Annotated in this window: 24 protein-coding genes; 20 read left to right on the top strand and 4 right to left on the bottom strand. The window is 61.9% G+C overall.

Annotated features, from left to right (window positions below; translation table 11 throughout):
- The first annotated feature begins 38 nt into the window (after positions 1-38).
- From K6T12_RS15165 to K6T12_RS15150, 4 genes are all read left to right on the top strand, one after another.
- Positions 39-950: an AEC family transporter gene (locus tag K6T12_RS15165; protein ID WP_222223717.1), complete on the top strand. Its 912-nt coding sequence runs from the start codon at positions 39-41 to the stop codon at positions 948-950.
- 74 nt (positions 951-1,024) lie between these two features.
- Positions 1,025-1,279, top strand: a complete 255-nt coding sequence (locus tag K6T12_RS15160) for a hypothetical protein (RefSeq protein WP_222223716.1) — start codon at positions 1,025-1,027, stop codon at positions 1,277-1,279.
- 133 nt (positions 1,280-1,412) lie between these two features.
- Positions 1,413-2,426 (top strand): adenosine deaminase, encoded by a 1,014-nt coding sequence (locus K6T12_RS15155; protein ID WP_222223715.1) that lies wholly within the window; start codon positions 1,413-1,415, stop codon positions 2,424-2,426.
- A gap of 110 nt (positions 2,427-2,536) precedes the next feature.
- Positions 2,537-3,979, top strand: coding sequence for an FGGY family carbohydrate kinase (locus tag K6T12_RS15150; protein ID WP_222223714.1), 1,443 nt, complete (start codon positions 2,537-2,539; stop codon positions 3,977-3,979).
- 86 nt (positions 3,980-4,065) lie between these two features.
- Here the strand turns inward: K6T12_RS15150 and K6T12_RS15145 are convergent, their stop codons facing one another.
- Positions 4,066-4,812, bottom strand: a complete 747-nt coding sequence (locus K6T12_RS15145; protein ID WP_222223713.1) for a glycerophosphodiester phosphodiesterase family protein — start codon at positions 4,810-4,812, stop codon at positions 4,066-4,068.
- Between the two features lie 173 nt (positions 4,813-4,985).
- On the opposite strand from K6T12_RS15145, the gene K6T12_RS15140 reads away from it, so the two are divergent.
- The 11 genes from K6T12_RS15140 (at position 4,986) to K6T12_RS15090 (ending at position 19,255) form a co-directional block, all read left to right on the top strand.
- Positions 4,986-5,177 (top strand): CPXCG motif-containing cysteine-rich protein, encoded by a 192-nt coding sequence (locus K6T12_RS15140; RefSeq protein WP_222223712.1) that lies wholly within the window; start codon positions 4,986-4,988, stop codon positions 5,175-5,177.
- Positions 5,178-5,635: 458 nt separating this feature from the next.
- Complete coding sequence (locus tag K6T12_RS15135) at positions 5,636-6,745, top strand: efflux RND transporter periplasmic adaptor subunit (RefSeq protein WP_222223711.1); 1,110 nt, start codon at positions 5,636-5,638, stop codon at positions 6,743-6,745.
- Positions 6,745-9,837, top strand: coding sequence for an efflux RND transporter permease subunit (locus K6T12_RS15130; protein WP_222223710.1), 3,093 nt, complete (start codon positions 6,745-6,747; stop codon positions 9,835-9,837). The genes K6T12_RS15135 and K6T12_RS15130 overlap by 1 nt, the downstream gene beginning before the upstream one ends.
- Positions 9,824-10,777 (top strand): LysR family transcriptional regulator, encoded by a 954-nt coding sequence (locus K6T12_RS15125; protein ID WP_222223709.1) that lies wholly within the window; start codon positions 9,824-9,826, stop codon positions 10,775-10,777. The genes K6T12_RS15130 and K6T12_RS15125 overlap by 14 nt, the downstream gene beginning before the upstream one ends.
- A 40-nt stretch (positions 10,778-10,817) precedes the next feature.
- Positions 10,818-11,711 carry an HD domain-containing phosphohydrolase gene (locus K6T12_RS15120; protein ID WP_222223708.1) on the top strand — a complete coding sequence of 298 codons (894 nt, stop codon included), beginning with the start codon at positions 10,818-10,820 and terminating at the stop codon, positions 11,709-11,711.
- Positions 11,712-12,013: 302 nt separating this feature from the next.
- Positions 12,014-13,693: a methyl-accepting chemotaxis protein gene (locus K6T12_RS15115; RefSeq protein WP_222223707.1), complete on the top strand. Its 1,680-nt coding sequence runs from the start codon at positions 12,014-12,016 to the stop codon at positions 13,691-13,693.
- Positions 13,694-14,203: 510 nt separating this feature from the next.
- Positions 14,204-15,019 carry a hypothetical protein gene (locus tag K6T12_RS15110; RefSeq protein WP_222223706.1) on the top strand — a complete coding sequence of 272 codons (816 nt, stop codon included), beginning with the start codon at positions 14,204-14,206 and terminating at the stop codon, positions 15,017-15,019.
- Positions 15,013-15,312, top strand: a complete 300-nt coding sequence (locus K6T12_RS15105) for a hypothetical protein (RefSeq protein WP_222223705.1) — start codon at positions 15,013-15,015, stop codon at positions 15,310-15,312. The genes K6T12_RS15110 and K6T12_RS15105 overlap by 7 nt, the downstream gene beginning before the upstream one ends.
- A gap of 152 nt (positions 15,313-15,464) precedes the next feature.
- Positions 15,465-16,796 (top strand): sensor histidine kinase, encoded by a 1,332-nt coding sequence (locus tag K6T12_RS15100; protein ID WP_222223704.1) that lies wholly within the window; start codon positions 15,465-15,467, stop codon positions 16,794-16,796.
- Positions 16,790-17,788, top strand: a complete 999-nt coding sequence (locus tag K6T12_RS15095; RefSeq protein ID WP_255611778.1) for an NADH-quinone oxidoreductase subunit B family protein — start codon at positions 16,790-16,792, stop codon at positions 17,786-17,788. The genes K6T12_RS15100 and K6T12_RS15095 overlap by 7 nt, the downstream gene beginning before the upstream one ends.
- Before the next feature lie 12 nt (positions 17,789-17,800).
- Positions 17,801-19,255: a nickel-dependent hydrogenase large subunit gene (locus K6T12_RS15090; RefSeq protein WP_222223703.1), complete on the top strand. Its 1,455-nt coding sequence runs from the start codon at positions 17,801-17,803 to the stop codon at positions 19,253-19,255.
- Positions 19,256-19,377: 122 nt separating this feature from the next.
- Here K6T12_RS15090 and fabB read toward each other — a convergent pair whose 3' ends face one another.
- From fabB to ispB, 3 genes are all read right to left on the bottom strand, one after another.
- Positions 19,378-20,595, bottom strand: coding sequence for a beta-ketoacyl-ACP synthase I (fabB, locus tag K6T12_RS15085; protein WP_222223702.1), 1,218 nt, complete (start codon positions 20,593-20,595; stop codon positions 19,378-19,380).
- Positions 20,596-20,724: 129 nt separating this feature from the next.
- Positions 20,725-21,240, bottom strand: a complete 516-nt coding sequence (fabA, locus tag K6T12_RS15080) for a 3-hydroxyacyl-[acyl-carrier-protein] dehydratase FabA (protein WP_222223701.1) — start codon at positions 21,238-21,240, stop codon at positions 20,725-20,727.
- Positions 21,241-21,566: 326 nt separating this feature from the next.
- Positions 21,567-22,535 (bottom strand): octaprenyl diphosphate synthase, encoded by a 969-nt coding sequence (ispB, locus tag K6T12_RS15075; protein WP_222223700.1) that lies wholly within the window; start codon positions 22,533-22,535, stop codon positions 21,567-21,569.
- Between the two features lie 223 nt (positions 22,536-22,758).
- On the opposite strand from ispB, the gene rplU reads away from it, so the two are divergent.
- The 5 genes from rplU to K6T12_RS15050 form a co-directional block, all read left to right on the top strand.
- Entirely contained in the window at positions 22,759-23,070 is a 312-nt protein-coding gene (gene rplU / locus K6T12_RS15070) for a 50S ribosomal protein L21 (RefSeq protein ID WP_222223699.1), read from the top strand.
- Between the two features lie 28 nt (positions 23,071-23,098).
- On the top strand, positions 23,099-23,356 hold the full coding sequence (gene rpmA / locus K6T12_RS15065; RefSeq protein ID WP_222223698.1) for a 50S ribosomal protein L27: 258 nt from the start codon (positions 23,099-23,101) through the stop codon (positions 23,354-23,356).
- Positions 23,357-23,452: 96 nt separating this feature from the next.
- Positions 23,453-24,646, top strand: a complete 1,194-nt coding sequence (cgtA, locus tag K6T12_RS15060; protein ID WP_222223697.1) for an Obg family GTPase CgtA — start codon at positions 23,453-23,455, stop codon at positions 24,644-24,646.
- A gap of 26 nt (positions 24,647-24,672) precedes the next feature.
- Positions 24,673-25,797, top strand: coding sequence for a glutamate 5-kinase (gene proB / locus K6T12_RS15055; RefSeq protein WP_222223696.1), 1,125 nt, complete (start codon positions 24,673-24,675; stop codon positions 25,795-25,797).
- 122 nt (positions 25,798-25,919) lie between these two features.
- On the top strand, positions 25,920-26,283 hold a 364-nt coding region (locus K6T12_RS15050), incomplete at its 3' end, for a transposase domain-containing protein (protein WP_222223695.1).

The following is a 26,283-nucleotide window of genomic DNA, read 5'->3' as shown; positions in this document are numbered from 1 at the left end:
TCTATGCTGACACCTTCAACAGTCTGGAGGTGTGAGAGATGGAGGTTCTGCAGGCGCTGCTGCCGGTCATCCTGTCGATTCTGGCCGGTTATGGTTTTCGCCGATACGGCGGTGTGCCGCTGCGCAGCTGGCAACACCTGAGCCTGGTCGCCTACTACCTGTTCACCCCGGCACTGGAGATCCGGGTATTGGCCAACAAGCCGCTGGATGGGCTGCCCTGGCAGGGCCTGATCGGCAGCGTGCTGTCGGTACTGCTGTTGTTGACCCTGCTGTTGATCGCCTGGCAGCGCTGGGGGCGCCCGCAGCAGGCGGCCACGTTCACCTCGCTCTACCAGGGCGGCATCCGCTTCAACACCTTTATCGCCCTGGTGATGGCCGGCCAGTTGTTTGGCGATGAAGGCATGGCGGCGGTGGCATTGGTGGCGGCAGTGATGATCCTGCTGGTCAACCTGCTCTGCGTGCTGATTTTCGTCTACTACCTGGGTAGCGAGCCGGTCCGGCCGACGCTTTTACTACGCGAGCTGCTGAGCAACCCGCTGATCGCCGGTTGCCTGGTCGGCCTGGCGCTCAACCTGTCCGGCATTGGTCTGGGCGGTGCGGCGCTGTCGTTTTTTGATCTGATGGGCCAGGCGGCGTTGCCGATCGGCCTGATGGTGGTCGGCGCCAGCCTGCAGCTGGAGCGGCTGAAGGGCAATTGGGAGGTGATCTATACCGCCTCGCTGGTGCAACTGCTGCTGAAGCCGGTGCTGGCGCTGGCGGCCGTGGCCTGGTTTGGTCTGGGCGGTGCGCTGGCCGCGGCGTTGGTGCTCTGCTTCGCCGTGCCGGCACCGCCATCGGCTTATGTGCTGGCGCTGAAAAAAGGCGGTGACAGCCAGACCATGGCGGCAATGATTACCGTCCAGACTTTTTTTGCCGCGTTCTCGATGCCGTTAGTGATCGGCCTGATCTGAGGCGGGCTGGGCAGTGGTCGCAGCAGCCTCTATCATCGTGTTGATAGCCTAATCGATAAGCTGCGAGAAATGTCGTGGAAGCCGAAGACCTGAAGTATCTCTGGGTATTGCTGTTCGTATTGGCCGCGTTCCTGCCGATCACCCTCAGTGCCCTGCGCCGCCGGCGTGAGAATCCGCCGCCGATGGCGGCCAACGACCGCAAGCTGTACCGCCTCTGGCGCAGCGACCCGGACGCCTATCAGCGCCAGTATGGCGCGATGGACCGGCAGTACCTGGCCGCTCAGAAAGAGAAGGCGCAATCGGCCAGCGACCGTACCAAGCCTGACTAGTCGCTTGCATCATTGCGTGGACTGCCGGAAGATGCGCCGCTTTTCTGACGGTCGGCCACAATGCCGCTATTCGCCTAGCGTTAATCGCGGTGGGCTCATAGACTGATCAGAACTGATCGTCCGGGAGTATTGTATGCATGACTTTCTGAATCGACTGCCCAAGGCCGAACTTCATCTGCACCTGGAGGGCAGCCTGGAACCGGAACTGATGTTCGAGTTGGCCCAGCGCAACGGCATCCAGCTGCCTTACGTGTCGGTCGAGGAGGTGCGCGCCGCCTACCAGTTCGGCAACCTGCAGGATTTCCTCGATATCTATTACCAGGGCGCCGAGGTGCTGCAGACCGAGCAGGATTTCTACGACCTGACCTGGGCCTACCTGCAGCGTTGCAGCGAACAGAACGTAATCCATACCGAGCCGTTCTTCGACCCGCAAACCCATACCGACCGCGGTATAGCGTTCGAGACGGTTATCAACGGTATCGACCGGGCGCTGCGCGATGGCCGGCAGCAGCTGGGTATCAGCAGCCGGCTGATCCTCTGTTTCCTGCGCCACCTCGATGAGAGCGCCGCGTTCGAGACCCTGCAGCAGGCAATGCCGCACCGTGACAAGTTCATCGCCGTCGGCCTGGACAGCTCCGAGCGTGGCAATCCGCCGGAGAAATTCGCCCGGGTGTTCGCCGCCGCGCGTGACGCGGGACTGCTGACCGTGGCCCATGCCGGCGAAGAGGGGCCGGCCGCCTATATCCGCGATGCGCTGGACCTGTTGCAGGTATCCCGCGTCGACCACGGCGTGCGCGCGGTCGAGGATGAGGCGCTGATGCAGCGGCTGATCGACAGTGGTATGGCGCTGACCGTCTGTCCGCTGTCCAACACCAAGCTGCAGGTGTTCAGCGATATGCGTCAGCACAATATCCTGCAGATGCTGGCGCGGGGGGTGAAGGTGACGGTCAACTCCGACGATCCGGCCTATTTCGGCGGTTATATGACCGAGAATTTCGTTGCCCTTTATGAGGCGCTCGGCCTGAGCAAGACCCAGGCCGTTCAGCTGTCGCGCAACGCGTTCGAGGTGGCGTTCGTCAGCGAGCCGGAGAAACAAGCGCTGTTGGCGCGGTTGGACCGTTTCGCCGCCGACGAAGGGGTTGGCTGAACCGACGCATATTCGCCAAGCGCGCCGCTTGCGGCCACACTGAACCTGGTAGTGAATCCAGCGGCGCGCCTTGGACAGTGTGTCGCACTATATCGGGGAGGTGGCTGGCGATGGCGCAACCGCTGTATCTGATCCTCGACCAGGGCGGTCAGTCCAGCCGGGCGCTGGTCTATAGCGCCAGCGGCCAGCAACTGGCCGCCGCTCAGCGACCGGTACCGACCGATCGGCACGAGGGTTATATCTGCCAGCCGATCGAACCGCTGGTGGCGTCTTTGCAACAGGCCGCGGTTGCTGCCTGCCAGGCAGTTAATCCTGATCAGCGTAGCCAGCTGCAGTCGGCGGCACTGGTCTGCCAGCGTAGCAGCTGCCTGATTCGCGAACGCCACAGCGGCCGACCGCTGAGTCCACTGGTCAGCTGGCAGGATAACGGTGGTCAACCGGTTATTGATCGTCTGACCGGTCAGGCCGACCGCATCCAGGCGCTGACCGGGCTGCACCCGAACGGCCACACCCCGGCCGCCAAATGGCGCCGGCTGTTGGACAGTTATCCCGCACTGCAGCAGGCCGATCCCGAATCCCTTGCCCTCGATACCCTGTCCAGCTATCTCTGCTACCGGCTCTGTGAGGAGTCGCCGTGGTTGATCGATCCAGTCAATGCTTCCCGCACCCTGCTTTACGATATCCGGCGAAATGACTGGTCCGAGCCGCTGCTCAGTTTGTTTGGCCTGCGACGGGACTGGCTGCCGGCACTGCAAGCCAACCGCAGTCGATTCGGTACGCTGAGAGTGGCCGGGCTGGCGTTGCCGCTGCAGATGGTTACCGGGGACCAACCGGCCGCGCTGTTCGATAATGGCTGGCCGGCGCCGGATACCCTGTCGGTCAATCTCGGCACCGGCGGTTTCCTGCAACTGCCGCTGCCAGGCGACTGGCAATCGCCAAGCGGGTTGCGTCTGCTGCTGGCACCGGCGCTGGTGGGCGATTGTTCGCTACGGGTGCTGGAGGGGACGGTTAACGGCGCCGGCAGCGCGCTGGTTGCCGAGGCAGCGCTACACAATGAAGACCTCCGCCAACTGGACCATTGGCATCAGCCATCATCGTTGCCGCTGTTTTTGAACGGCTACGGCGGGTTGGGTTCGCCGGACTGGCAGCCGTTGTCGAGTCGTTACCTACTGACCGACGAAGTACCGTCGGACGCCCAGGCGCGGGTGCTGGCGGTGGCCGAAAGCGTGCTGTTCCTGGTGCAGCGTAATCTGGATCGGATGCGGGCGCTAGGCCTGATGCCGGCGCGCATCCGGCTCAGTGGCGGCCTAAGCCGCAGTCGGCTGCTGGTGCAGAAGCTGGCGGATCTCAGTCAGCTGCCGGTTTGCTGCGATGACGACCCGGAAGCCTCGGCCCGGGGGGCCGCCTGGCTGCTGGGTCAGCCGGACGACTGGCAGCGTTTGGAGGCCAGTTGCCGCCAACCCCGCACAGACACCGGCATACGCCAGCGTTACCGCTACTGGACGCAGGCGTTGGAGCAGTCGCTGTCGGATGGCGGCGTCAGCGCTAGCTGACGGGTGTCGGTCACCGACCGGGCGCGGCTAGGCCGGTCATTGTCCAGGCTGGAACGCCGCCGATGATGATCAGGTCATAATCCGGCTCACTCATCCAGCACCTTCGCTTCGGTGACCAGTTCACCGACCGAGAACGATTCCAGCAGGGCCGCGCCTCGCGCCAGCCACTTGCGGCCTTCGCGGACCGAGCGGATCTCGTACAGCATCACCGGCAGCGGTTGCTTGTTCAACGATAGGCCGGGCGGGATGCGCTGCTGGTTGATGATCAGGTAGTCGGGCCGCGCTTGGGCGAGTTGTCGGGCAGGCGGCGGCCAGCGCCTGAGTATCAGTCCCAGCCGGGGCCAGCGGGGGCGGGCGTTGGCGAGCAGCGCGCTGTCGAAGCTGATCAGCACGCACTGGTCGGCGACCGGCGCCAGCACCGGCAGGACCGCGGCAAGCACCTGCTCGATACCGAAGCTGGCGACCGCTTCCTCCTTGACCTCGGCGAACAGCGTCAGCTCCGGTTGTTTGCTCAACCACGCCACCACCGCCGCCAGGGTGGGGATCGGCTCCTGGGCGTATTTCGATCCCAGCCGGGCGCATTCGCCGGCGCCAAGCCGGCTCAGTTCGGCGGCGCTCAGCTGGTCGATACGGCCATTAACGCCGCTGATGCGCTGAAGTTCGATATCGTGGTAGACCATCGGTACTTGGTCGGCACTGAGCTGGATATCCAGTTCCAGCTGTCGTACACCCCGGTCGACCGCCTGCTGCAGTGCCAGCAAGGTATTTTCGGGATAGTGGCGCTGGTAGCCGCGGTGCGCCACCAGGCGAGAGATAAAATGCTTGGCTCGCATACCGACTCCCTGGTCTGAAATCCGCCTGTTAAGCCTAGCCGAGAATTGCCGACTTGCCGCCCGCCCCGATCCGGCGGCAATGGGTACTGACATAAAAGTGCAGCATCGACCGGGCCGCGTCCCACGACGGTTGCTAGTCTTTGTCAGACAACAATAACAACGAGGTAAAGGCCATGAGTTTGCTGGAAGAGATACCGCTGCAGTGCCCTTGCTGCGGCCAGTCGATCAGTGTGCTGGTGGATTGCACCGAATCCGACCAGCAGTATGTTGAGGATTGCCAGGTCTGTTGCGCACCCATGCTGTTGACGGTCTGGCTCGATGAGCAGGGTGAGCCGCATCTGCAGGCGAAGCCGGAAAACGGGTGACGCTTGGTTGCGACTTCCGCTGCGTTCTTCTCCGTCCGATTATCCGTTTTGCAGTGTGCATAAGCCCGCAGCACGGCTGCGATACGCCGTTGTTATCGCCGACGGCCAGGGGCCGGGGCCGGAAATATTTCCCGAATGCACGGCCTCCTTCGATCCCTATCTGATATGCGCAGCCGTCAGCCACTGCCAAGCGTTGCTGCACCGGCATCACCACAATGGAACCTTACCGGAACAGCCGGGAAGCTTTGACTAAGCTGAACGGTAAGTCGGGGTGCCGAACCGGCGGATTGCCGGTGAGCGGTGCTGGATTTGGGTTGTGGATGTACGTTGTCATGATATTCATCTAATGAATATCATGAATCTACCTCAGGTTGTTCTGGTGCGGCTGTCGGCCCGCTAAGCTAGCGGCCCTTTATCCGACGTCTCAGCCATCGAGCCAACCGATGAGGTTAATGCTTATGCACTCCATGCCCCGTCCTATTCGCCTGTTGCTATTGATACCCCTGTTGCTGGGGCTGGCTGGCTGCCAGCAGGAGCAGGACGCGCAGCTACCCCTTGAACCGCCGATACGTCCGGCCAAGCTGATTACCGTGGCCGACCCGGCTGCCAGCCTGGTACGGACGTTTCCGGCGGAGGTGCGCGCTACCGAGCGGACCGAGATGGCCTTCCGCCTGCCGGGCGAGCTGATTGAGATGCCGGTGCAGGAGGGGCAGCCGGTCAGCAAGGGAGATCTGCTGGCGCGGCTCGATCCCAAGGATTACCAGTTGGCGCTGGACCAGCAGCGCGCCCAGTACCGGCTGGCCAAGGCCCAGTTCGATCGCTTCGATGCCATGTTGAAGCGCAAGCTGGTATCGCCGGCCCAGTATGACGAAAAGCGGGCTGAGCTGGATGTCGCCCGCGCCGCGTTGCGCAAGGCTGAGCTGGATCTGGCCTACACCGAGTTGCACGCCCCCTATGAAGGGGTGGTGTCGCAGCGGTTGGTTGAAAATTTCCAGAATGTTCAGGCCAAGCAGCCGGTGCTGGTGCTGCAGTCGGGCGATCAGATCGACATTCTGTTCCAGGTGCCGGAGTCGCTGGCGGCCCAGCCGACCCGGCCGGATGCCCGCGCGTACCGCTCTGACGTGTTTTTTGAAGCGCGGCCGGAAAAGCCATTCAAAGCCGGCTTCCGTGAACGGACCGCCGAGGCCGACCCGCAGACCGGCTCCTATACGGTGAGCCTGACCATGACGCGGCCGGAGGAGCTGGCCATCTTCCCGGGCATGACCGCCTCGGTGCAGGTCGACCTGGCGCAGGTGTTTGAACTGGATGCCCGCCATGTGCTGTTGCCGGTGGAGTCGCTGTTCGTGCCCGATGGCCAGTCGCTGGCGGAGGCCAAGCCGCAGGTCTGGAAGGTGGACCCGCAGACCATGCGGGTCAGCCTGCATCCGGTCGAGGTGGGACGGGTGACCGCTCGTGGCGTCGAGATCCTGACCGGCGTAGAACCGGGTGACCAGATTGTCGCGGCCGGTGTACACCATCTGACCGAGGGAATGCAGGTACGTCCCTGGCAGCGTGAGCGGGGGTTGTGATGAACAGTGCCGCGTACTTTATTCGCCACCAGGTGACCAGCTGGATGATTGCGTTGCTGTTGCTGGCTGGCGGCAGCCTGGCTTTTTTCAGCCTGGGGCAGCTGGAAGACCCGGAGTTCACCATCAAGGAGGCGATGATCATCACCCGTTACCCGGGCGCCTCGGCCTTGCAGGTGGAGGAGGAGCTCACCTTTCCATTGGAAAACGTGGTGCAGCAGCTGGCCGAGGTGGACAACGTACGGTCAATCTCGGCGCCGGGGCTGTCGCAGATCACGGTCGAGATGAAAAGCATCTACGATGGCGAGGAGCTGCCGCAGATCTGGGACGAGCTGCGTCGCAAGATCAACGACTACCGGGACAACTTGCCGCCGGGCGTGGGCGCGCCTCAGGTGAACGATGATTTCGGCGACGTGTTCGGCATTCTGCTGACGGTGACCGGCGATGGTTACCAGTATCAAGAGCTGGCCGACTATGTCGACCACCTGCGCCGTGAGCTGGTGCTGGTGCCGGGGGTGGGCAAGGTCGAAGTGGCCGGCGCCCAGCGTGAGCAGATCCTGGTGGAGATCTCCCGCATCAAGTTGAACAATCTGGGCATTTCGCTGGACCGGCTGAGCCAGCTGCTCGGTACCCAGAATGTGGTTTCTAACGCCGGCTCCATCCGGGTTGGCGGCGAGTACCTCCGTATCTCGCCGACTGGCGAGTTTGAACGGGTCGACGAACTGAAGAACCTGATCATCAGCGAGTCCGGCGAGGATGAGCTGATCCGGTTGGGGGATGTGGCCAGGATCAGCCGCGGCTACCAGGAGGTGCCGAGCCACCTGGTGACCCGCGATGGCCGGCAGGCGCTGCATCTTGGCATCTCGTTCGCCTCCGGCGTCAATGTGGTTGATGTGGGCGCGGCGATCGACCGCCGTCTGGCCGAGCTGGAATATGCCCGGCCGATCGGCATGGAGGTCGAGGTGCTGTATAACCAGCCACAGGAGGTAGCCAAGTCGGTCAACAACTTCCTCGCCAACCTGGGCGCTGCGCTGGCGATCGTGATCCTGGTGCTGCTGCTGTTCATGGGCTTCAAGAGCGGCGTGCTGATCGGCCTGATTCTGCTACTGACCATCCTGGGGACCTTCATCTTCATGAAACTGCTGGCGATCGACCTGCAGCGGATCTCGCTGGGCGCGTTGATCATCGCGCTGGGCATGCTGGTGGACAACGCCATCGTGGTCACCGAAGGGGTGCTGATCAACCTCAAACGGGGGCTCAGCAAGCTGGATGCGGCCACCCTGGTGGTCAAACAGACCCAGTGGCCGTTGCTCGGTGCCACTGCGATTGCGGTGATCGCCTTCGCGCCGATTGGCCTGTCGCCGGATGCCACCGGCGAGTTTGCCGGTTCCCTGTTCTGGGTACTGCTGATCTCGTTGCTGCTCTCCTGGCTGACGGCGATTACCTTGACGCCGTTCTTCTGCGACCTGTTCTTCCGCGAAGCCAGCCGGGAAGAGGAGGTGGCGCCCGATGTCGATCCTTATCAGGGGATCGTGTTCAGCGCCTACAAATGGTTGCTGGACAGCTGTATGCATTACCGTGGGCTGACCGTGATGGTGTTGCTGGTGGCGCTGGGGGCGGCAATCTATGGCTTCGGTTTCGTCAAGCAGGTGTTCTTCCCGCCATCGACCACGCCGATGTTCCTGGTCGACTACTGGCGCGCCCAGGGCACTGATATCCGTGACACCTACCGCGATATAGGCGAGATCGAGTCCTGGCTGCTGGAGGATGATCGGGTCGAGTACGTGGCCTCCACCACCGGCCGGGGCGCCCAACGCTTCATGCTGACCTATGGGCCGGAGAAAAGTTATGCCGCTTACGGCCAGTTGATGGTCCGTAGTCAGAATTTCGAGCAGATCGATCCGCTGATGCGCGAGCTCGACCGGCACCTGAGCGAGCAGTACGGTTATGCCCAATACAAGCTTAAACGGCTGGAGATCGGCCCCAGCACCAGCGCCAAGATCGAGGTGCGGCTCAGCGGGCCGGAGCCCGACCAGCTGCGTGCCCTGGCGGCTCAAGTCGAAGCAGTGTTGCATGCCGACCCGGCGGCCGCCAATATCCGCCACGACTGGCGCGAGCGGACCAAGCTGATCCGGCCGCAATTTCTGGAAGCACAGGCACGCCGGGCCGGGGTCAGCAAGGAGGACCTGGACCAGATGCTGCAGATGAATTTCTCCGGCATGGATATCGGTCTGTATCGCGACGGCACCACGCTGCTGCCGATTGTGGCCCGCACGCCGGACAACGAACGGCTCAATATCGACAACCTGCCGGACCTGAAAGTCTGGAGTCCGGTTTACCAGACCTATATCCCGGTCGAGCAGGTGGTGGGCGACTTCTCGCTGCAGTGGGAGGACTCGCTGATCATGCGCCGCGACCGCAAGCGCACCCTGACGGTGATGGCCGACCCGGACCCGTTTTCCGACGAAACCGCCAGCGCGCTGTTCAGCCGAGTGCGGCCGCAGATCGAGGCGCTGCCGCTACCGGCCGGCTACAGCCTGACGTGGGGTGGGGAATATGAGAGCTCTCGCGATGCCCAGGCGGCGCTGTTCGCCACCATGCCATATGGCTTTCTGGCCATGTTTGTGATCACCGTGCTGCTGTTCAACGCGATCCGTAAATCGCTGGTGATCTGGCTGACCGTGCCGCTGGCGATCACCGGGGTGACCCTCGGCCTGCTGGCGTTACAGCTGCCGTTCGGCTTCATGGCATTGCTCGGCTTCCTCAGCCTGTCCGGCATGTTGCTTAAGAACGGCATCGTACTGCTGGATCAGATCAACCTGATGCTGGCCGCCGGGATCGAGCCCTACCGGGCGGTGTTCGAAGCCTCGGTCAGCCGAGTACGACCGGTCTGTATGGCGGCGATTACCACTATCCTGGGGATGATCCCGCTGTTGTTCGACGACTTCTTCGCCAGTATGGCGGTGGTGATCACCTTCGGGCTCGGCGTGGCGACGCTGCTGACCCTGATCGTGGTGCCGGTGCTTTATACACTGTTCTACCGCATCGACTACCGGCCGTTGGCTGAAATAGGGAGTCAAAATGACGCTGGATGAGCTGGCCGCTGTCGACCTGAAGTTGCTGGTGGCATTCAATGCGTTGATGGAGGAGCACAGCGTCAGCCGGGCCGCCGAGCGGCTCAACCTGTCACAGCCCAGTATGAGCCGCACCCTGCAGCGCTTGCGCCGGCTGTTCGCCGACGAGTTGTTCGTACGCCAGTCGCATGGTCTGGCACCTTCACCCAGGGCCGAGCAGCTGCACCGTCAGCTGCGTCCGTTGCTGGACGATATGCTGCGGCTGGTGGCGCCGGTGGTGGTGGAGCCAAGCCGGATGGCGCGCACCTTCCGTATCGCGGCGATCGACATCCTGGCCCAGCAATGGATCGGTCCGCTGCTCAACGAACTGCAGCGCCAGGCGCCCGGGGTTCGGTTACGGATCAGCAACCTGGAGCCTTACAGCATGGATGAGCTGGTTGGCGGCCAGCTCGATTTCCTGATCAGCCTGAACGAAACCGCACCGGCAAACGTCCACGCACGGGTGTTGGGGCATGATACCCCGGTCTGTCTGCTGCACCGCGATCATCCGCTGGCGGCGCAGGAGCTGACCCGCGAACGATTCCTCAGACTGCCGTTCGTGCATTTCCTGGTGCCGGGCTTCGACGAACGTCTGCCGGTGGACCGCGAGTTGGCGTTGCAGGGCGAGCAGCGTCGTATCCTGCTACAGACCAACAATCTGATCAGCGCGCTCAATGCCGTTCGCCACAGTGGCATGGCATTGCTCAGCGGCAGGCGGATCAGTGAATGCCTGCCGGGCAGTGAACAGCTGGTGGCCAAGCCGTTGCCGTTCCACCCGCATGAGGGGGCGGCAATCCGGCTGTTCTGGCACCGGCGCTACCATGATGATGTCGAACATCGCTGGCTGCGCGAGCTGATCGACCGGCTGTTCTGGCCAACGGATACCGGGAACCTTCAGGTAGTGGCACAATCACAACACTGAATCTCTCTCCGCGCTTGCGGCCAACAGGAGGGCCCTGTCCATGTTCTGGCGTCGAAAATCCGATAACTCCCCCACTAACCGGCAGCATGCCCAGGGGCTGCTGACCTCGCTGTATGTGATGGCAACGATGGTGGAAGCCCGCGACCCTTACACCGGTGGCCACCTCTGGCGGGTCAGCCAGTACTGCCGGCTGGTGGCGGAAAAGCTGGGCTTGCCGACCGACGAGGTCGCCCGGATCAGCCTCGGTGGTTTCCTGCACGACCTCGGCAAGGTCGGCGTGCCCGACGAGATTCTGCGCAAACCGGGCCGACTGACCGACCAGGAATACGACCTGATCAAGACCCATCCGGAGGTTGGCGCACGCCTGCTGGCCGGCCACCCGTTGGCCGAGCTGGTGATGTCGGCGGTGCTGCAGCATCACGAAATGCCCAATGGGCGGGGTTATCCACAGGGGCTTAGCGGTACTCAGCTCCCACTGGAAGCACGCATTGTCGGCGTCTGCGACGCCTTCGACGCGATGACCAGCCACCGCCCCTATCGGGCCGGGATGCCGCTGGCAAAGGCATTGGCGATTATCGAAGGAGAGCAGGGGAATCAGTTCGATACCGAGGCCGCCCAGGCGCTGGTGGCGTTGGCACGCAGCGGGCAGCTGGACTCTATCCGCGGGCATAGCGACGATGGTATTCCGCTGCAGGAGTGTCCGATGTGTGGACCGACCATCCTGATCCGCCGTGATCAGCAGCCGGGCGAGTTGACCTGCTGCCGTAACTGCGGCGCTGAGGCGGAGATCGTAGAGCAACAGGGGCGGCTGGTTATCGAGCCAACCGGACGCCAGGCTTCCCAGTCGGCGCTGGCGCCGCAGGCCGACCTGGCGCTGATCGATAGCCTGTTGACGATCGTAGTCGAGCATCTGCGCCTGCCGACGAAATCCTGAGTTTCTCTGTACTTTTCGCGGGCACCGTTCCTGGGTGCCTGCCACTGTTTCATTCCGACCGCTCCCGCGGGCTGGTCGCATTATCGGCGACCGGTCGGCCTGTCTGCTGGGTAATTTTTACCTAAGTACAATTGTGTATCGTTACCCGCCATTTATAGTGCATCCGCTCTGTAATCCATGTTCAGGCCTTAATATCCGTCATGGTAAGGTGATGGCTCAGAGTGATAATTCAATAATAACGATGCTTTATTTTTACCTTTGTTGGGTTGATTGATTAATTTTTAGTGAGGTATATGCATTAAATGGGTGCGATTTCTGTAAAAACGAAGGTGTTGTCACTGGCGATTCTGCCCGTGGTGCTGATTACCCTGATCATCATGCTGATCGTGCGGATGGAACTGCAGGCGTTGGGCGAGCAGGAGGTTGACCGGGCCCGCGTCGACATGATGGCCGATAAGAAACAGATGCTGAAAGACTACGTCAATATGGCGCTCACCAGTGTGCAGGAGGTCTACCGGTCAACTTCGCTGACCACCGAACAGGCCCAGGCCGAGGCCAAGAAGATCATCACCAACTTGGCCTACGGTAACGACAACTATATCTTCGTGTTTGATTACGATGGCGTCACCTTGGCTCATCGCCAGAAGCCATCGCTGCTCGGCAAGGATCTTTCCGGCCTGCAGGATAAAAATGGTCGCTACATGATTCGAGACCTGATCGGGCAGGCACGCAATGGCGGTGGTTTTGTCGAGTATGTCTGGTCGCTGCCGAACGGCGGCGAGGGGCCGAAATTGAGCTATGCCGCGGCCCTGCCGCAATGGAACTGGGCGGTCGGGACCGGCTTCATGATTGACGATATCGACCGGCGGGTGGCAGAGCTGCGTGACGAGATGACGCAGCGGATCCAATCTACGCTGATGACTATCGCCGGTGTGGCGCTGCTGCTGCTGCTGGTGATTGCCGCCCTGGCGCTCTGGCTGGCCGGTCGCATCGTAACGCCGCTGAGTGATACCGCCGCAGCGATGCGCGATATCGCTGAGGGGGAAGGCGACCTGACCCGCCGCCTGAACACCCTCAATGCCGACGAAATCGGTGCGGTGACCGACGGTTTCAATACCTTCGCGATCAAGATCCATCAGCTGGTCCGGGAGGTCAAAGGGGGGATCAGCGACCTGAGCGGCGCCACTCAGGGCATGCAGGGGGTAGTTCGTTCTACTCACGATGATGCCCAGAAACAGCACAACGAAACCCAGGCGGTGGCAACGGCGGTGCACGAGATGGCTGCGGCGGTACATCAGGTGGCCGGTGGCGCCAGCAATGCCGCCGAGGCGGCGAACAGCGCCGACGGCCGGGCGATCGAAGGGGCCCGGCTGGTGGAAGGCACCATCCGCAACATCGGCGAGTTGGCAGAGGAGGTGAACAGCGCCGGTACGGTGATTCAGCAGTTGGATACCCATACCGACAAGATCAGTGGGGTGATCAACGTGATCAAGGAGATCGCCGATCAGACCAACCTGCTGGCGCTGAACGCGGCGATCGAGGCGGCCCGTGCCGGTGAACAGGGGCGTGGTTTCTCGGTGGTGGCCGACGAGGTTCGCACCCTGGCGACCCGTACTCAGACCAGTACCGATGAGATCCAACAGATGATCGATGCGCTGCTGGCCGGGGTGGCCGAGGCGGTGTCGGTGATCGAGCGTAGCAAACGCAAAACCGGTCAGACTATCGAGCAGGCTGAACAGGCTGGCCTCGCGCTGAACGAGATCACCGGTGCGGTCAGCACCATCACTGATATGAACACCCAGATCGCCAGTGCCGCGGAGCAACAGACCACAGTGGCCGAGGAGATCAGCAAGAGCGTGCAGGAGATTGCCGATATTGCCGAGCGCTCGGCCGGTCAGGCTGACAGCCTGGCCAGCACCACCAACGGTATGGTGGAGCTGGAGCGGCGGCTCAATACCCTGATCGCCCAGTTCAAGGTCTGATACTGGGCCTACCTGCACCGCCGGTGTGGCAGCGCCGTCGACCCTGTGTCGACAGCGCTGTAACAGCGGCGGTTTCTCTATGCCTTTATCGACTTCGACTTCTCAAAAGCTACTGGCAAGCCTAGCTGATACTGGCGCGGTTGCCGTGCGCTGTCCTCTCCCTGCCTGTGTTATGTAAGTGCATCGTTACATTACTGTCCTGAAACTGAACAGAAATCCGGTAGAACAGGGGTTTTGTTGCAGAATCAGGCCGATGCCGACGGTCAAATCCACCTAAACTTTTAACATTCCCTTTGATTCAAGGTTTTCGATTGCGTGGGTAACTCGCCATGAATACGGGTAAAAGTCGGCAATTCGGTCTGACGACGGTGGAGTATGCATTGGTAGGGGCGTTGGTTTCACTGGCGGTCATTGGAGCCTTTGGTACCTTGGGCAATGCGGTTGGTGGTTCTGTTACCCAGATCGGTGTCGCCATCAACGGCGGTGTAGACGGTGGTTATGGGGGCTCCGGTGGCGGTTCTGGCGGCACGGGCGGTTCTGGTGGTTCAGGTTCGGGCGGCACTGGCGGCAGCGGCGGAGGCAGCGGCGGCGACGGTGGTGGTGGCGGTATTGGCGGTGGTGGCTCCGGCGGTAGCGGTGGTGCAGGTGGCTCGGGCGGCGATTCCGGCTCGGGCGGCTCCGGTGGTGGCGGTGGATCTGGTGATTCTGGTTCCGGGGGCTCCGGCGGCAGTGGTGGGTCTGGCGGCTCGGGCGGCGATTCCGGCTCGGGCGGCTCCGGTGGTAGCGGTGGATCTGGTGATTCTGGTTCCGGGGGCTCCGGCGGCAGTGGTGGGTCTGGTGGCTCGGGCGGCGATTCCGGCTCGGGCGGCTCCGGTGGTAGCGGTGGATCTGGTGATTCTGGTTCCGGGGGCTCCGGCGGCAGTGGTGGGTCTGGTGGTTCGGGCGGCGATTCCGGCTCGGGTGGCTCTGGTGGTGGTTCCGGTTCCGGTGGCAGTGGTGGTTCCGGTTCCGGTGGCAGTGGTGGTTCCGGTTCGACGGGTTCCGGCGGTAGCGATGGTTCAGGCGGTTCGACCGCTGGGGCGGGTGATGCCGGTGGCGCGGGCGGTAGCGATAATGGTGGTTCGGTTGCCAGCGGCGGAGAGCCTGGCGGCGGTGATCCGGCAGGCGGCGATTCCGGCGCTACTGCCGACGCTGGCAATGGCGCAGGTGGTGGTGCAGCCGGTGGTGGTGGCGGAGGCGGCGCAGCGGGTGAGGGCGCAGGCAGCGGCTCCGGTGGCGAAGAGGCGTATGCGGCCGATGTCGTTACCCAGGAGGGTGATGTGCTGATCCTTGCCAGCCTGGATTCTGAAGTTGTCGCGGGGGAGGAAGAGTCAGCGGTAGACGGTATAGGCGGCCTGGGTCAGCAAGCTGGCGACGGCAGTTCAAGCGCCAGCAGTGATACAGAAATCGATGAATATATCGAGAAGGCAAACGAAGTACTGCAAGAGAAGTACGGGGACTATCCGCTCTGGCAGTGGTTGCTGGGTATCCTGGCGGCGCTGTTCTACCTGTTGCTACTGAAATGGCTGGTATCGCCTACCACTAACAAGCCCAACAAACAGCGCTCCCGTCGTACCTGATTACGTGGGAGCGCTGCTTCAATCCATTCCATAGAGGGTACTAGCGGCCCGGCCATCGGCGCTAGCCAAAGGGCGGGCTGTCGATAGACCTTTTGCCCCCATCCTTCACCCGGAGTAGGCTATAGCGATCAAGCTTGCCGATCCTAAGCCCAATGTCTGAGAAACCCGTCCAGCCCCCCACATTACCCGATCAGGCGTCCGATGAAGCCTGGGTCAGCGTGATCCGCAAGATGGATGAAGCCTATGCCGACCTGATCCGCTATCAGGTGGAGGTCGAGCAGAAAAATGCAGAGCTGGAGCAGGCGCAGAGCTTCCTGGACAGCGTGCAGAGTGCTATGAGCGATCTGTTGATTGTTTGTGACCACCAAGGGGCGATCATCCAGGCCAACAAGGCGGCCGAGAAGTTGATCGGGCGTGATACTGAAACACTGGTCGGCCTGCCCATTCTAGAGCTGGTATCGGAGCCGTTTCGCAACAAACTCAACCGCTCGCTGCAGCAGATCCGCCTCCAGCCGTTACGTGATTGTGAACTGGAGCTGTTGGGGCCGGCCGGTGCCGTACCGCTGGCGGTCAACTGCTCGGCCCGCAAGGATCCGCGTGGGCGGCTGCTGGGGATGGTGCTGGTCGGCCGACCGCTCGGTGAACTGCAGCGTGCCTACAAGGCGCTGAACCAGGCCCATGCCGACCTCAAGCTGGCACAGGAGCGGCTTGTGCAGGCGGAAAAGATGGCCTCGCTCGGCCGGCTGGTGGCCGGTGTTGCCCATGAGCTGAACAACCCGATCAGCTTCGTCTACGGCAATATGCACGCGTTGCAGCGCTATACCGCCAAGCTCTGCCGCTATTTCGACGAGGTCCACAGCGGCGCCAGTCGTGAGCAGTTGCGCCAGCTGCGCGCCGAGCTACGTCTCGATAAGGCGATCAGCGATCTCAACTCGCTGGTGGAGGGCACCATGGAGGGGGCTGAGCGGGTGCGCGACATCGTCCGTGACCTGCGCCAGTTCTCCTCCTGTCAGGCCAGTGAGAAAGCGGAGTTCGACCTGATTCACGTGGTCCACTCGGCGATGCACTGGATCCTGAAGGAGAGCCGTCGTGAGATCGCGGTCGACGACCGGATGCCGCCGCAACTGGCGGCGCTGGGCCACGCCGGCCAGATCCACCAGGTGATCGTCAATCTGATCCAGAACGCGGTCGATGCAATGGCGGAGAGCGACCAGCCGGCGCTGATGCTGGCGGCCGGTGACGACGGTGAACAGGTCTGGTTCGAATTGCATGACAATGGTCCGGGGATTGCCGAGGCGGATCAGTTGCGCATCCTGGAGCCGTTCTTCACTACCAAGCCGGTCGGCCAGGGCACCGGCCTTGGCTTGTCGATCAGCTACGGTATTGTCAGTGAGCACGGTGGCCGGCTGACCGTGACGAACCATCCCGACAGCGGTGTGCTGGCCCGTATTAGTTTGCCCAAGGAGGCCGACGGATCATGCTGAACCTGCTCTGGCTGCAATCGGCCGGTTGCGGTGGTTGCTCGATGTCGCTGTTCAATGCCGAATCCCCGGATCTGCTGACCACTCTGGAGGCCGCCGGCATCCGGCTGCTCTGGCACCCGTCGCTGAGCGAAGCGACCGGCGCTGAACTGGTGCAGTTGCTGGAGGCGATCCTGATCGGCGAACAGCCGCTCGATATCCTCTGCATCGAAGGGGCGCTGCTGCGCGGCCCGCACGGCAGCGGCCGCTTCCATCTGCTGGGGGGCACCGGCATCCCGATGATCGACTGGGTAAGCCGGTTGGCCGAGCGGGCACAGTATTGTGTGGCGGTCGGCTCCTGTGCCGCCTTTGGCGGCATCTCCGCGGCCGGGGCCAACCATACCGAGGCCACGGGGTTGCAGTACGAGGGCGAGCTGGCCGGTGGCCTGCTGGGCAGCGACTACCTGTCTCAGACGGGACAGCGGGTGGTCAATATCGCCGGCTGCCCGACCCACCCCAACTGGGTTACCGAAACCCTGCAGCAGCTGGCGCTGGGAGAGTTGAATGAGGATCAACTCGACAGATTGGGGCGGCCAAGGCTCTATGCCGACCATTTGGTGCATCACGGCTGCAGTCGCAACGAGTTTTACGAATACAAGGCCAGTGCAGAGCTGCCCGGTCAGCAGGGCTGCCTGATGGAGAACCTGGGCTGCCTGGGCACGCAGGCCGATGCCGATTGCAATGTCCGACCCTGGCACGGCGAGGGCTCCTGCACCCGTGGCGGCTATGCATGCATCAACTGCACTGCGCCGGAGTTCGAGGAACCGCGCCACAGCTTTACTGAAACACCGAAGATCGCCGGGATTCCGGTCGGTTTGCCGACCGATATGCCCAAGGCCTGGTTCGTGGCATTGGCGTCGCTGTCGAAAGCGGCCACCCCGGAGCGGCTGCGGCGCAATGCCACCGCGGAATCGATCATCTATCCGCCAGGCAAACAAAACGATAAAAAACGATAAGAAGCGCCAACTATGAGCCGATTGCTGGTGGGGCCGTTCAACCGGGTCGAAGGAGACCTGGAGGTTAGCCTCGAGATATACGACAACCGGGTGCGTAGCGCCCGGGTCAACTCGCCGCTGTATCGCGGCTTCGAACAGATCCTGCTGGGCAAGACGCCGCTCGATGCGCTGGTCTATACGCCGCGTATCTGTGGCATTTGCTCGGTCAGCCAGTCGGTGGCCTGCGCTTGGGCGCTGGCCGATGCGATGCAGCTGACGCCGCCGCCAAACGGAGAGCGCTGCACCGCGCTGGTACTGGCCAACGAGAACCTGGCCGACCTGCTGACCCACTTCTACCTGTTCTTCATGCCGGACTTTGCCCGCGAGCGATACAGCGGCGAGGACTGGTATGCTCCGGTCGCGCGCCGCTTCAAGGCGGTGCAGGGCGATGCCGCCCGCGAGGTGCTGCCGGCGCGGGCCGAGTTCCTGCATCTGATGGGGCTGCTGGCCGGCAAGTGGCCGCACAGCCTCAGTATCCAGCCCGGCGGCAGCGCCAAGCCGGTCGAACCGCAGGAGCGGCTGCGGTTGCTGGCGATCCTGGCCGGTTTCCGGCGCTTTCTGGAGCGCACCCTGTTCGGCGCCGAGCTGGAGCAGATCGCCGAACTGGATAGCGAAGCGGCGCTGCGCGACTGGGCTGCGCAGGGCTATTGGCAGAGCAACGACCTGCGCACCCTGCTGTACCTCAGCGACCGGCTGGAACTGGATCGGCTGGGCCGGGCCAGTGACCGCTTTATGAGCTACGGCAGTTACCAGATCGATGGCGAGCGTTGGCTGCCGGCCGGCGTGCGCAGCCGTGGCGGCGCTGTAGAAGCGCTGGACACAGAGAAGATTCGCGAGGATCTGTCCCATAGCTGGCTGGATGGCGGCCACCTGCCGCGCCACCCGCGCGACGGGCTGACCGCGCCTTCACTGGAAAACCCGGACGGCTACAGCTGGTGCAAGGCGCCGCGACTGGATGGCGCGGTGGTGGAGACCGGTGCGCTGGCCCGACAGTTCATCAACGGCCATCCGCTGATTGTCGATCTGGTGGATCACTCCGGCGGTAATGTTCGCAACCGGCTGATCGCCCGACTGCTGGAGCTGGCATTGGTGGTGCCACAGATGGAGCGCTGGGTGAAGCAGCTCGAGTCCGGTGAGCCGTTCTGCCATCATGGCCGCCTGCCCGACGAGGCGGAAGGCGCTGGGCTGGTGGAGGCCGCCCGCGGTAGCTTGGGCCATTGGCTCAGTATCCGTGACGGACGGATCGCCAATTACCAGGTGATCGCGCCGACCACCTGGAACTTCAGTCCACGTGATGGCCTGCAGGTGCCGGGTCCATTGGAGCAGGCGCTGGCGGGTGCGCCGGTGATCGAAGGTGAGCGGGAGCCGGTGGCGGTGCAGCATATCGTGCGCAGTTTCGATCCCTGCATGGTCTGCTCCGTCCACTGATTGTTCTATATTGGACTATATGATCCGGCCCGATTAGGTTGTGGTCATACCCTCGCTGTTGAAGGACATAAAAAACAAAAAACCGCCCGAAGGCGGTTTTTTTATTTCAGAAGTGTGTCGGCTTAGCCGTGGTACTTCTGGAACACCAGTGTGGAGTTGGTGCCACCGAAGCCGAAGCTGTTGGACATGACCCGCTCCAGATCGACATTGTCGCGGCGCTCCTGAACGATCGGCATGCCTTCCGCTTCCGGGTCCAGCTGCTCAATGTTGGCGGAGGCGGCGATGAATTTGTTCTGCTGCATCAGCAGGCAGTACACCGCTTCCTGAACACCGGCGGCGCCCAGCGAGTGGCCGGACAGCGACTTGGTGGAGCTGACCGGCGGCATCTGGTCGCCGAAGGTCTCTTTCATCGCTTTCAGTTCCTGCACATCGCCTGCCGGGGTGGAGGTGCCGTGGGCGTTGATGTAGTCGATGTCGCCTTCGACGGTGCTCATCGCCTGCTTCATGCAGCGCACCGCGCCTTCGCCGGACGGTGCGACCATGTCGTAACCGTCGGAAGTGGCGCCATAGCCAACCAGCTCGGCGTAGATCTTGGCGCCGCGTGCCTTGGCGTGTTCCAGCTCCTCGATCACCAGGATGCCGGCGCCGCCGGCGATGACGAAGCCGTCACGATTGGCATCATAGGCGCGGGAAGCCTTCTCCGGGGTGTCATTGTACTTGCTGGACAACGCGCCCATGGCGTCGAACATCGCGGTCTGCGACCAGTGCAGCTCTTCACCGCCACCGGCGAAGATGACGTCCTGCTTACCCAACTGGATCTGTTCCATCGCGTTGCCGATACAGTGCGCGCTGGTGGCGCAGGCGGAGGTGATGGAGTAGTTGACGCCGCGGATCTTGAACGGGGTCGCCAGGCAGGCGGAAACAGTGGAACCCATGGTGCGGGTCACGCGGTACGGGCCGACACGCTTGACGCCTTTTTCCCGGGTGATATCGGCTGCTTCGACGATGTTGGCCGCAGATGCACCGCCGGAACCGACAATCAGGCCGGTCCGCTCATTGGAGACCTGGTCTTCCGGCAGACCGGAGTCGGCGATCGCTTCCTGCATGGCAATGTAGGTGTAGGCCGCCGCATCGCCCATAAAGCGCAGCAGCTTGCGGTCGATCTTCTCAGCGAAGTCGATATCGATGCTGCCGGCTACCTGGCTGCGGAAGCCACGCTCCTTGTAGTCCTCCTGGAATTTGATACCGGAGCGACCCAGTTGCAGTGACTCAAGCACCGACTCCTTGTCGGTGCCCAGACAGGACACGATACCCATACCGGTAACAACGACACGTCGCATAAGATGCCTCTCTAACTTATCTGATTAATCTTGGTTTACAGCCAGCTATAGATCTGTGCCTTCGGCGACCAAGCCCCGCCAGCCCGGCTGGCTGTTTCCGTAGCGGAACTGGGGTTGGTCGGGTTGTGCTCAGAAGGAGTCGGTTGAAGTAAACAGACCGACACGCAGATCTTTAGCAGTATAAATCTCTCGGCCGTCGACGGACATGGAGCCGTCGGCGATACCCATTACCAGTTTACGTTCAATCACGCGTTTCAGCTGGATGTGGTAGGTTACTTTCTGGGCGGTCGGCAGCACCTGGCCGAAGAATTTTACTTCGCCGGAGCCCAGTGCGCGGCCGCGGCCCTTGTTACCGCGCCAGCCCAGATAGAAACCGACCAGCTGCCACATGGCGTCGAGGCCCAGGCAGCCCGGCATTACCGGGTCGGATTCGAAGTGGCAGCCAAAGAACCACAGATCCGGGTTGATATCCAGCTCGGCGATGATCTCACCCTTGCCGAATTCGCCGCCATCATCGGTGATGGAGGTGATGCGGTCCATCATCAGCATGTTACCGATCGGCAGGCGTGCATTGCCTTCGCCGAACATCTCGCCGTGGCCGCATTGTAATAGTTCTTCGCGCGTGAAAGATGAAGGTCTTGTCATTTGAAAATGGTCTATCCAAAGGCAATTCAGTCAAAATAATTCGGCGATTATACCGGCTTGGGGCTGTATAGGCACGATTTGAATCGCTGAAAATCGTTGTTAATCATTGTGCGGCGCACTTAAAACGCAGGTTTTTGAGCGAAATTCCGAGGGTTGCCGCGATTCCCGTGATGCATAGATCGATGGGTGCATACAGCCGCTGCTCCACTCTAAATAGACAGGCGGACGTTCAGTTCGTTCGTCTCGCTGAGTGTTGCCGGCCAGGATCTGATTCGTGCTGAGAGACGCCCGGCAAGATCTTCGGATGCCGGACGTCTGCCAAGAGATTACTTGTTGCGATCCACCGCCAGGTCGGCCAGTTGGGCCAGGGTGGCTTTGAAGCTGCTGTCCGGCAGGGCGTCCAGTGCTTCCACCGCCCGAGCCGCTTCGCTACGGGCCATCTGCTGGGTGTATTCGATAGCACCGGTCTGGCGGACGATCTCAAGAACCGGTTGCAGATCGTCCAGGCCGCCCTTGCGGATCGCCTGGCGGATCAATTTACGGCCATCGTCGTCAGCGTTTTTCATCGCCTGGATCAGCGGCAGGGTCGGCTTGCCTTCGGCCAGGTCGTCGCCGACGTTCTTGCCCATCTCTTCAGCGTTGGACAGATAGTCCATCACGTCGTCGACCAGCTGGAAGGCTATGCCCAGATGACGTCCGTAGAGACGCAGCGCCTCGCGCTGTTCGGCGTTGCAGTCGGCCAGCAGGGCGCCGCTCTCGGTGGCGGCCTCGAACAGCATTGCGGTCTTGCCGAGAATCACCTGCAGGTACTGCTCTTCGGTGGTGTCCGGGTTCTTGCAGTTCAGTAGCTGCAGCACCTCGCCCTCGGCGATCACGTTGGTGGCATTGGAGATCACGTTCATGATCTCCATGTTGCCGATCTCGACCATGATCTGAAAGGCGCGTGAATAGAGGAAGTCGCCGACCAGCACGCTGGGGGCGTTACCCCACTTGGCGTTGGCGGTGGCGTTGCCGCGGCGCAGGTCGGATTCGTCGACCACGTCGTCATGCAGCAAGGTGGCGGTGTGGATAAACTCGATCACCGCCGCCAGCGGAATATGGTGACGGTCCTGGTAGCCGGCGGCATTGGCGGCCAGTAATACCAGCAGTGGGCGCAAGCGCTTGCCGCCGCTTTCAACGATGTAGTGACCGATCTTCTCGACCAGCGGTACGTTGGACCCCAGGTGATTGATGATGTAATCGTTTACGGCTTCGAACTGCGGCTCGATCTGCGGATTCAGTTGGTGTGGCTGCATGACGGCTTGGCTTGTGGCTGGGAGTATGGGCGCATGCTAGGGGGCCCCCGGAAGACTGTCAAGAAAGTCGCCTTTTCGATCAGTTGTTCGCTTGCTGTACATCGGGGAGGGCTGTATAATTCCGCGCCCTAACCTACCCACAATTTGCTCCCTACCATATGGTCTCACCATTAGAAGTAGGTACTTGTCCAGTAGCCGGGTAGGTGTAAATCGGAGATTATCAATGTACGCAGTTATCGTAACTGGTGGCAAGCAGTACCGCGTTCAGGAAGGTCAGACCCTGAAAGTGGAAAAACTGTCCGCTGAAGCTGGTTCCAGCGTTGAATTCGACCGCGTCCTGCTGGTTGGCAATGGCGACGACGTTAAAGTTGGCGCGCCGGTTGTCGAAGGTGCCAAGGTTGCAGCGGAAGTTGTATCCCACGGTCGTGGCAAGAAAGTACAGATCCTGAAGTTCAAGCGTCGTAAGCACCACATGAAGCGTCAGGGTCATCGTCAGTGGTTCACCGAAGTTAAGATCACCGGCATCAACGGCTGATCCTTAACCGGAAACAGGAGATAGAGTAATGGCTCATAAGAAAGCTGGTGGTTCTACTCGTAACGGCCGCGACTCGGAGTCGAAACGCCTCGGCGTTAAGCGCTTCGGTGGTCAGGCGGTCATCGCGGGTAACATCCTGGTTCGTCAGCGCGGCACCAAGTTCCACGCTGGTGACAACGTAGGTCTGGGCAAAGACCACACTCTGTTCGCAAAAGCCGATGGCGTTGTGAAGTTTGAAGTGAAAGGTCCAAACAAGCGTAAATACATCAGCGTTGTATCTGCCTAAGCACAGCGTTGTAAGTATTCAAAAAGCTCCGCCCAGGCGGGGCTTTTTTGTTTCTAGAATGGCCTTCAGGGCTGGAAGATATTTTCGGGAGGCTTTATGAAGTTTGTCGATGAAGCAGTGATTGCGGTGGAAGCCGGCAAGGGCGGTAACGGCTGCATGAGTTTTCGCCGTGAAAAATTTATCCCGAAAGGCGGTCCTGACGGCGGTGACGGCGGTGATGGCGGTTCGGTGTTCTTCGAGGCGGATGAGAATCTCAATACGCTGATCGATTATCGCTATACGCGCAGCTACAAGGCGCAGAATGGTCAGGGTGGCATGAGTCGCAACTGCACCGGTTCCAAGGGTGAAGACCTGGTGCTGAAGGTGCCGGTCGGTACCACCATTATCGATGTGGATACCGGCGAAACGCTGGCCGACCTGACGACTGCGGGGCAGGTCGAGAAGATCGCCCAGGGCGGTTGGCATGGGCTGGGTAACACCCGCTTCAAGAGCAGTGTCAATCGGGCGCCGCGGCAGACCACCAATGGTAGTCTGGGTGAGTCGCGCAACCTGAAGCTGGAGCTGAAGGTGCTGGCCGACGTCGGTCTGCTGGGCTTGCCTAACGCCGGTAAGTCGACGTTTATCCGGGCGGTGTCGGCGGCCAAGCCGAAGGTGGCAAACTATCCGTTCACCACCCTGGTGCCGAACCTGGGGGTGGTGCGCACCGAGAAACACCGTAGCTTCGTGGTGGCGGATATCCCGGGCATCATCGAGGGTGCTGCCGAAGGGGCGGGGCTGGGTATTCGTTTCCTGCGCCACCTGGCGCGTAACCGGATCTTGCTGCATATCGTGGATATGGCGCCCTGGGATGAGCAGACGCCGGCAGAGGCGGCGCGGGTGGTGGTCGACGAGCTGGAGAAGTTCAGTCCGACGCTGGCGCAGCAGCCCCGCTGGCTGCTGTTGAATAAGCTGGATATGGTGCCGGATGATGAGGTTGAAGAGCGCTGTCAGGCGGTGATCGAGGCGCTGGATTGGCAGGGACCGGTGTACCGTATCGCGGCGATCAACAAGACCGGTGTGCAGGCGCTGATTCACGATATTCAGGACTTCCTGGATCAACGTGCCGAAGCGGTCGAGGACAATCCGGAGCTGCTCGACGAGGAGCTGGCGATCCGTCAGCAGATCGACCGGGAGGCGCGCGAGCGGATCGAGCAGCTGCGCGGCCGTCGGCGTCGTGCGGTTGACGATGATCTGGATGATGATGACTTCGACGATGACGATTACGACGTCGAGGTGGAATGGGTGCGCTGATAGCGCCTTTGAGTTGAGGTGAGAGCGTGGCGACAGAACGGAATGCGCTGCAGAAGGGCAGGCGCTGGGTCGTAAAGATCGGCAGTGCGCTGCTGACCAATGATGGGCAGGGCTTGGATCGTGAGGCGATCGCCGGCTGGGTGGACCAGTTGGCGGCGCTGCGTGCCGAGGGGATGGAGATCGTGCTGGTATCCTCGGGCTCCATTGCCGAGGGGATGACCCGGCTGGGCTGGCCCGAGCGACCGCACGAGCTGCATCGGCAGCAGGCTGCGGCAGCGGTTGGTCAGATGGGGTTGGTGCAGGCTTATGAGGCAAACTTCCAGCGTCACGGTACTCATACCGCGCAGATCCTGCTGACCCATGAGGATCATTCCGATCGTCAGCGTTACCTCAACGCGCGGGCGGCGCTGCGTACCCTGATCGAGCTCGGCGTGGTGCCGGTGGTCAATGAAAACGACACCGTGGTCACCAGCGAGATCCGTTTCGGCGATAACGACACCCTGGGGGCGCTGGTTGCCAACCTGGTCGAGGCTGATGGTCTGATCATCCTGACCGACCAGCGCGGTCTCTACGAGGCTGATCCGCGCACTAATCCCGATGCGCGCTTTGTGTCGGTCGGCCGGGCCGGTGATGAGGCGCTGGAGGCGATGGCCGGCGGTGGTGGTCGTCTCGGCAGTGGTGGCATGCTGACCAAGGTGCGGGCGGCCAAACTGGCGGCCCGCTCCGGTGCGGTCACGGTGATCGTCAGTGGTCGTGAGGAGCGGGTGCTGACCCGGCTGAAGGCGGGTGAGGATATCGGCACCCTGTTGGTGCCGGATCGCGGTCCGATGGCGGCGCGCAAGAACTGGATTGCCGGCCATCTGCAGGCGCGCGGCACCCTGGTGCTGGATGCGGGGGCGGTGGTTGCGTTGACCGAGCGGGGTAAGAGCCTGCTGCCGGCCGGGGTGAAAAGTGTCAGTGGCGATTTTCAGCGCGGCGAGATGGTGATCCTGACTGATGAGCAGGGGCGGATTGTCGCCCGTGGCCTGGCGAACTATCCGGTCGCCGATGCCGGCAAGATTATCGGTCGGCCCAGTCGGGAGATCGAGACATTGCTTGGCTACGTGGTCGAGGAGGAGTTGGTGCACCGGGATAATCTGGTGCTGGCCTGAGCTTGTCGCTGTACTGCAATGAGAAAGGCGGCCTTCGGGTAATGCCGATCAGTTAAGCTCTTTAACTTGCTGATCAGGCAAGAGAAAATCCGGAATCCATGTTAAGGGTTCCGGATTTTTTTATGCATTTTAGTCAGGCAGTGGATGCCATCTCTCGCGTTTCTCCCGACCAATTCGCTTCGTTGTCTGAAGTGCTCTCCCCGGAGTTGATCGAGCAGTGCCTCCATGAGTCCGGCACTGTCGCCTTGCGCAAACGCCGCCTGCCGCTGGAAATGATGGTCTGGAGCGTGGTGGGTATGGCGCTGTTCCGGCACCTGCCGATGAGTCAGATCGTCAACCAGTTGGATATCATGCTGCCGGGCGATCGGCCGTTCGTGGCACCCAGTGCGGTGGTACAGGCCCGGCAGCGCTTGGGCGAAGAAGCGGTGCAGAAGGTGTTCGAACAGACGCAAGGGCTCTGGCATCAGCATACCCCGCACCCGCATT

This window comes from Marinobacterium arenosum (assembly GCF_019795155.1).
Taxonomy (GTDB): domain Bacteria; phylum Pseudomonadota; class Gammaproteobacteria; order Pseudomonadales; family Balneatricaceae; genus Marinobacterium_C; species Marinobacterium_C arenosum.
The sequence above is the reverse complement of the archived record's forward strand: the minus strand, read 5'-3'. Positions and strand labels throughout refer to the sequence as shown.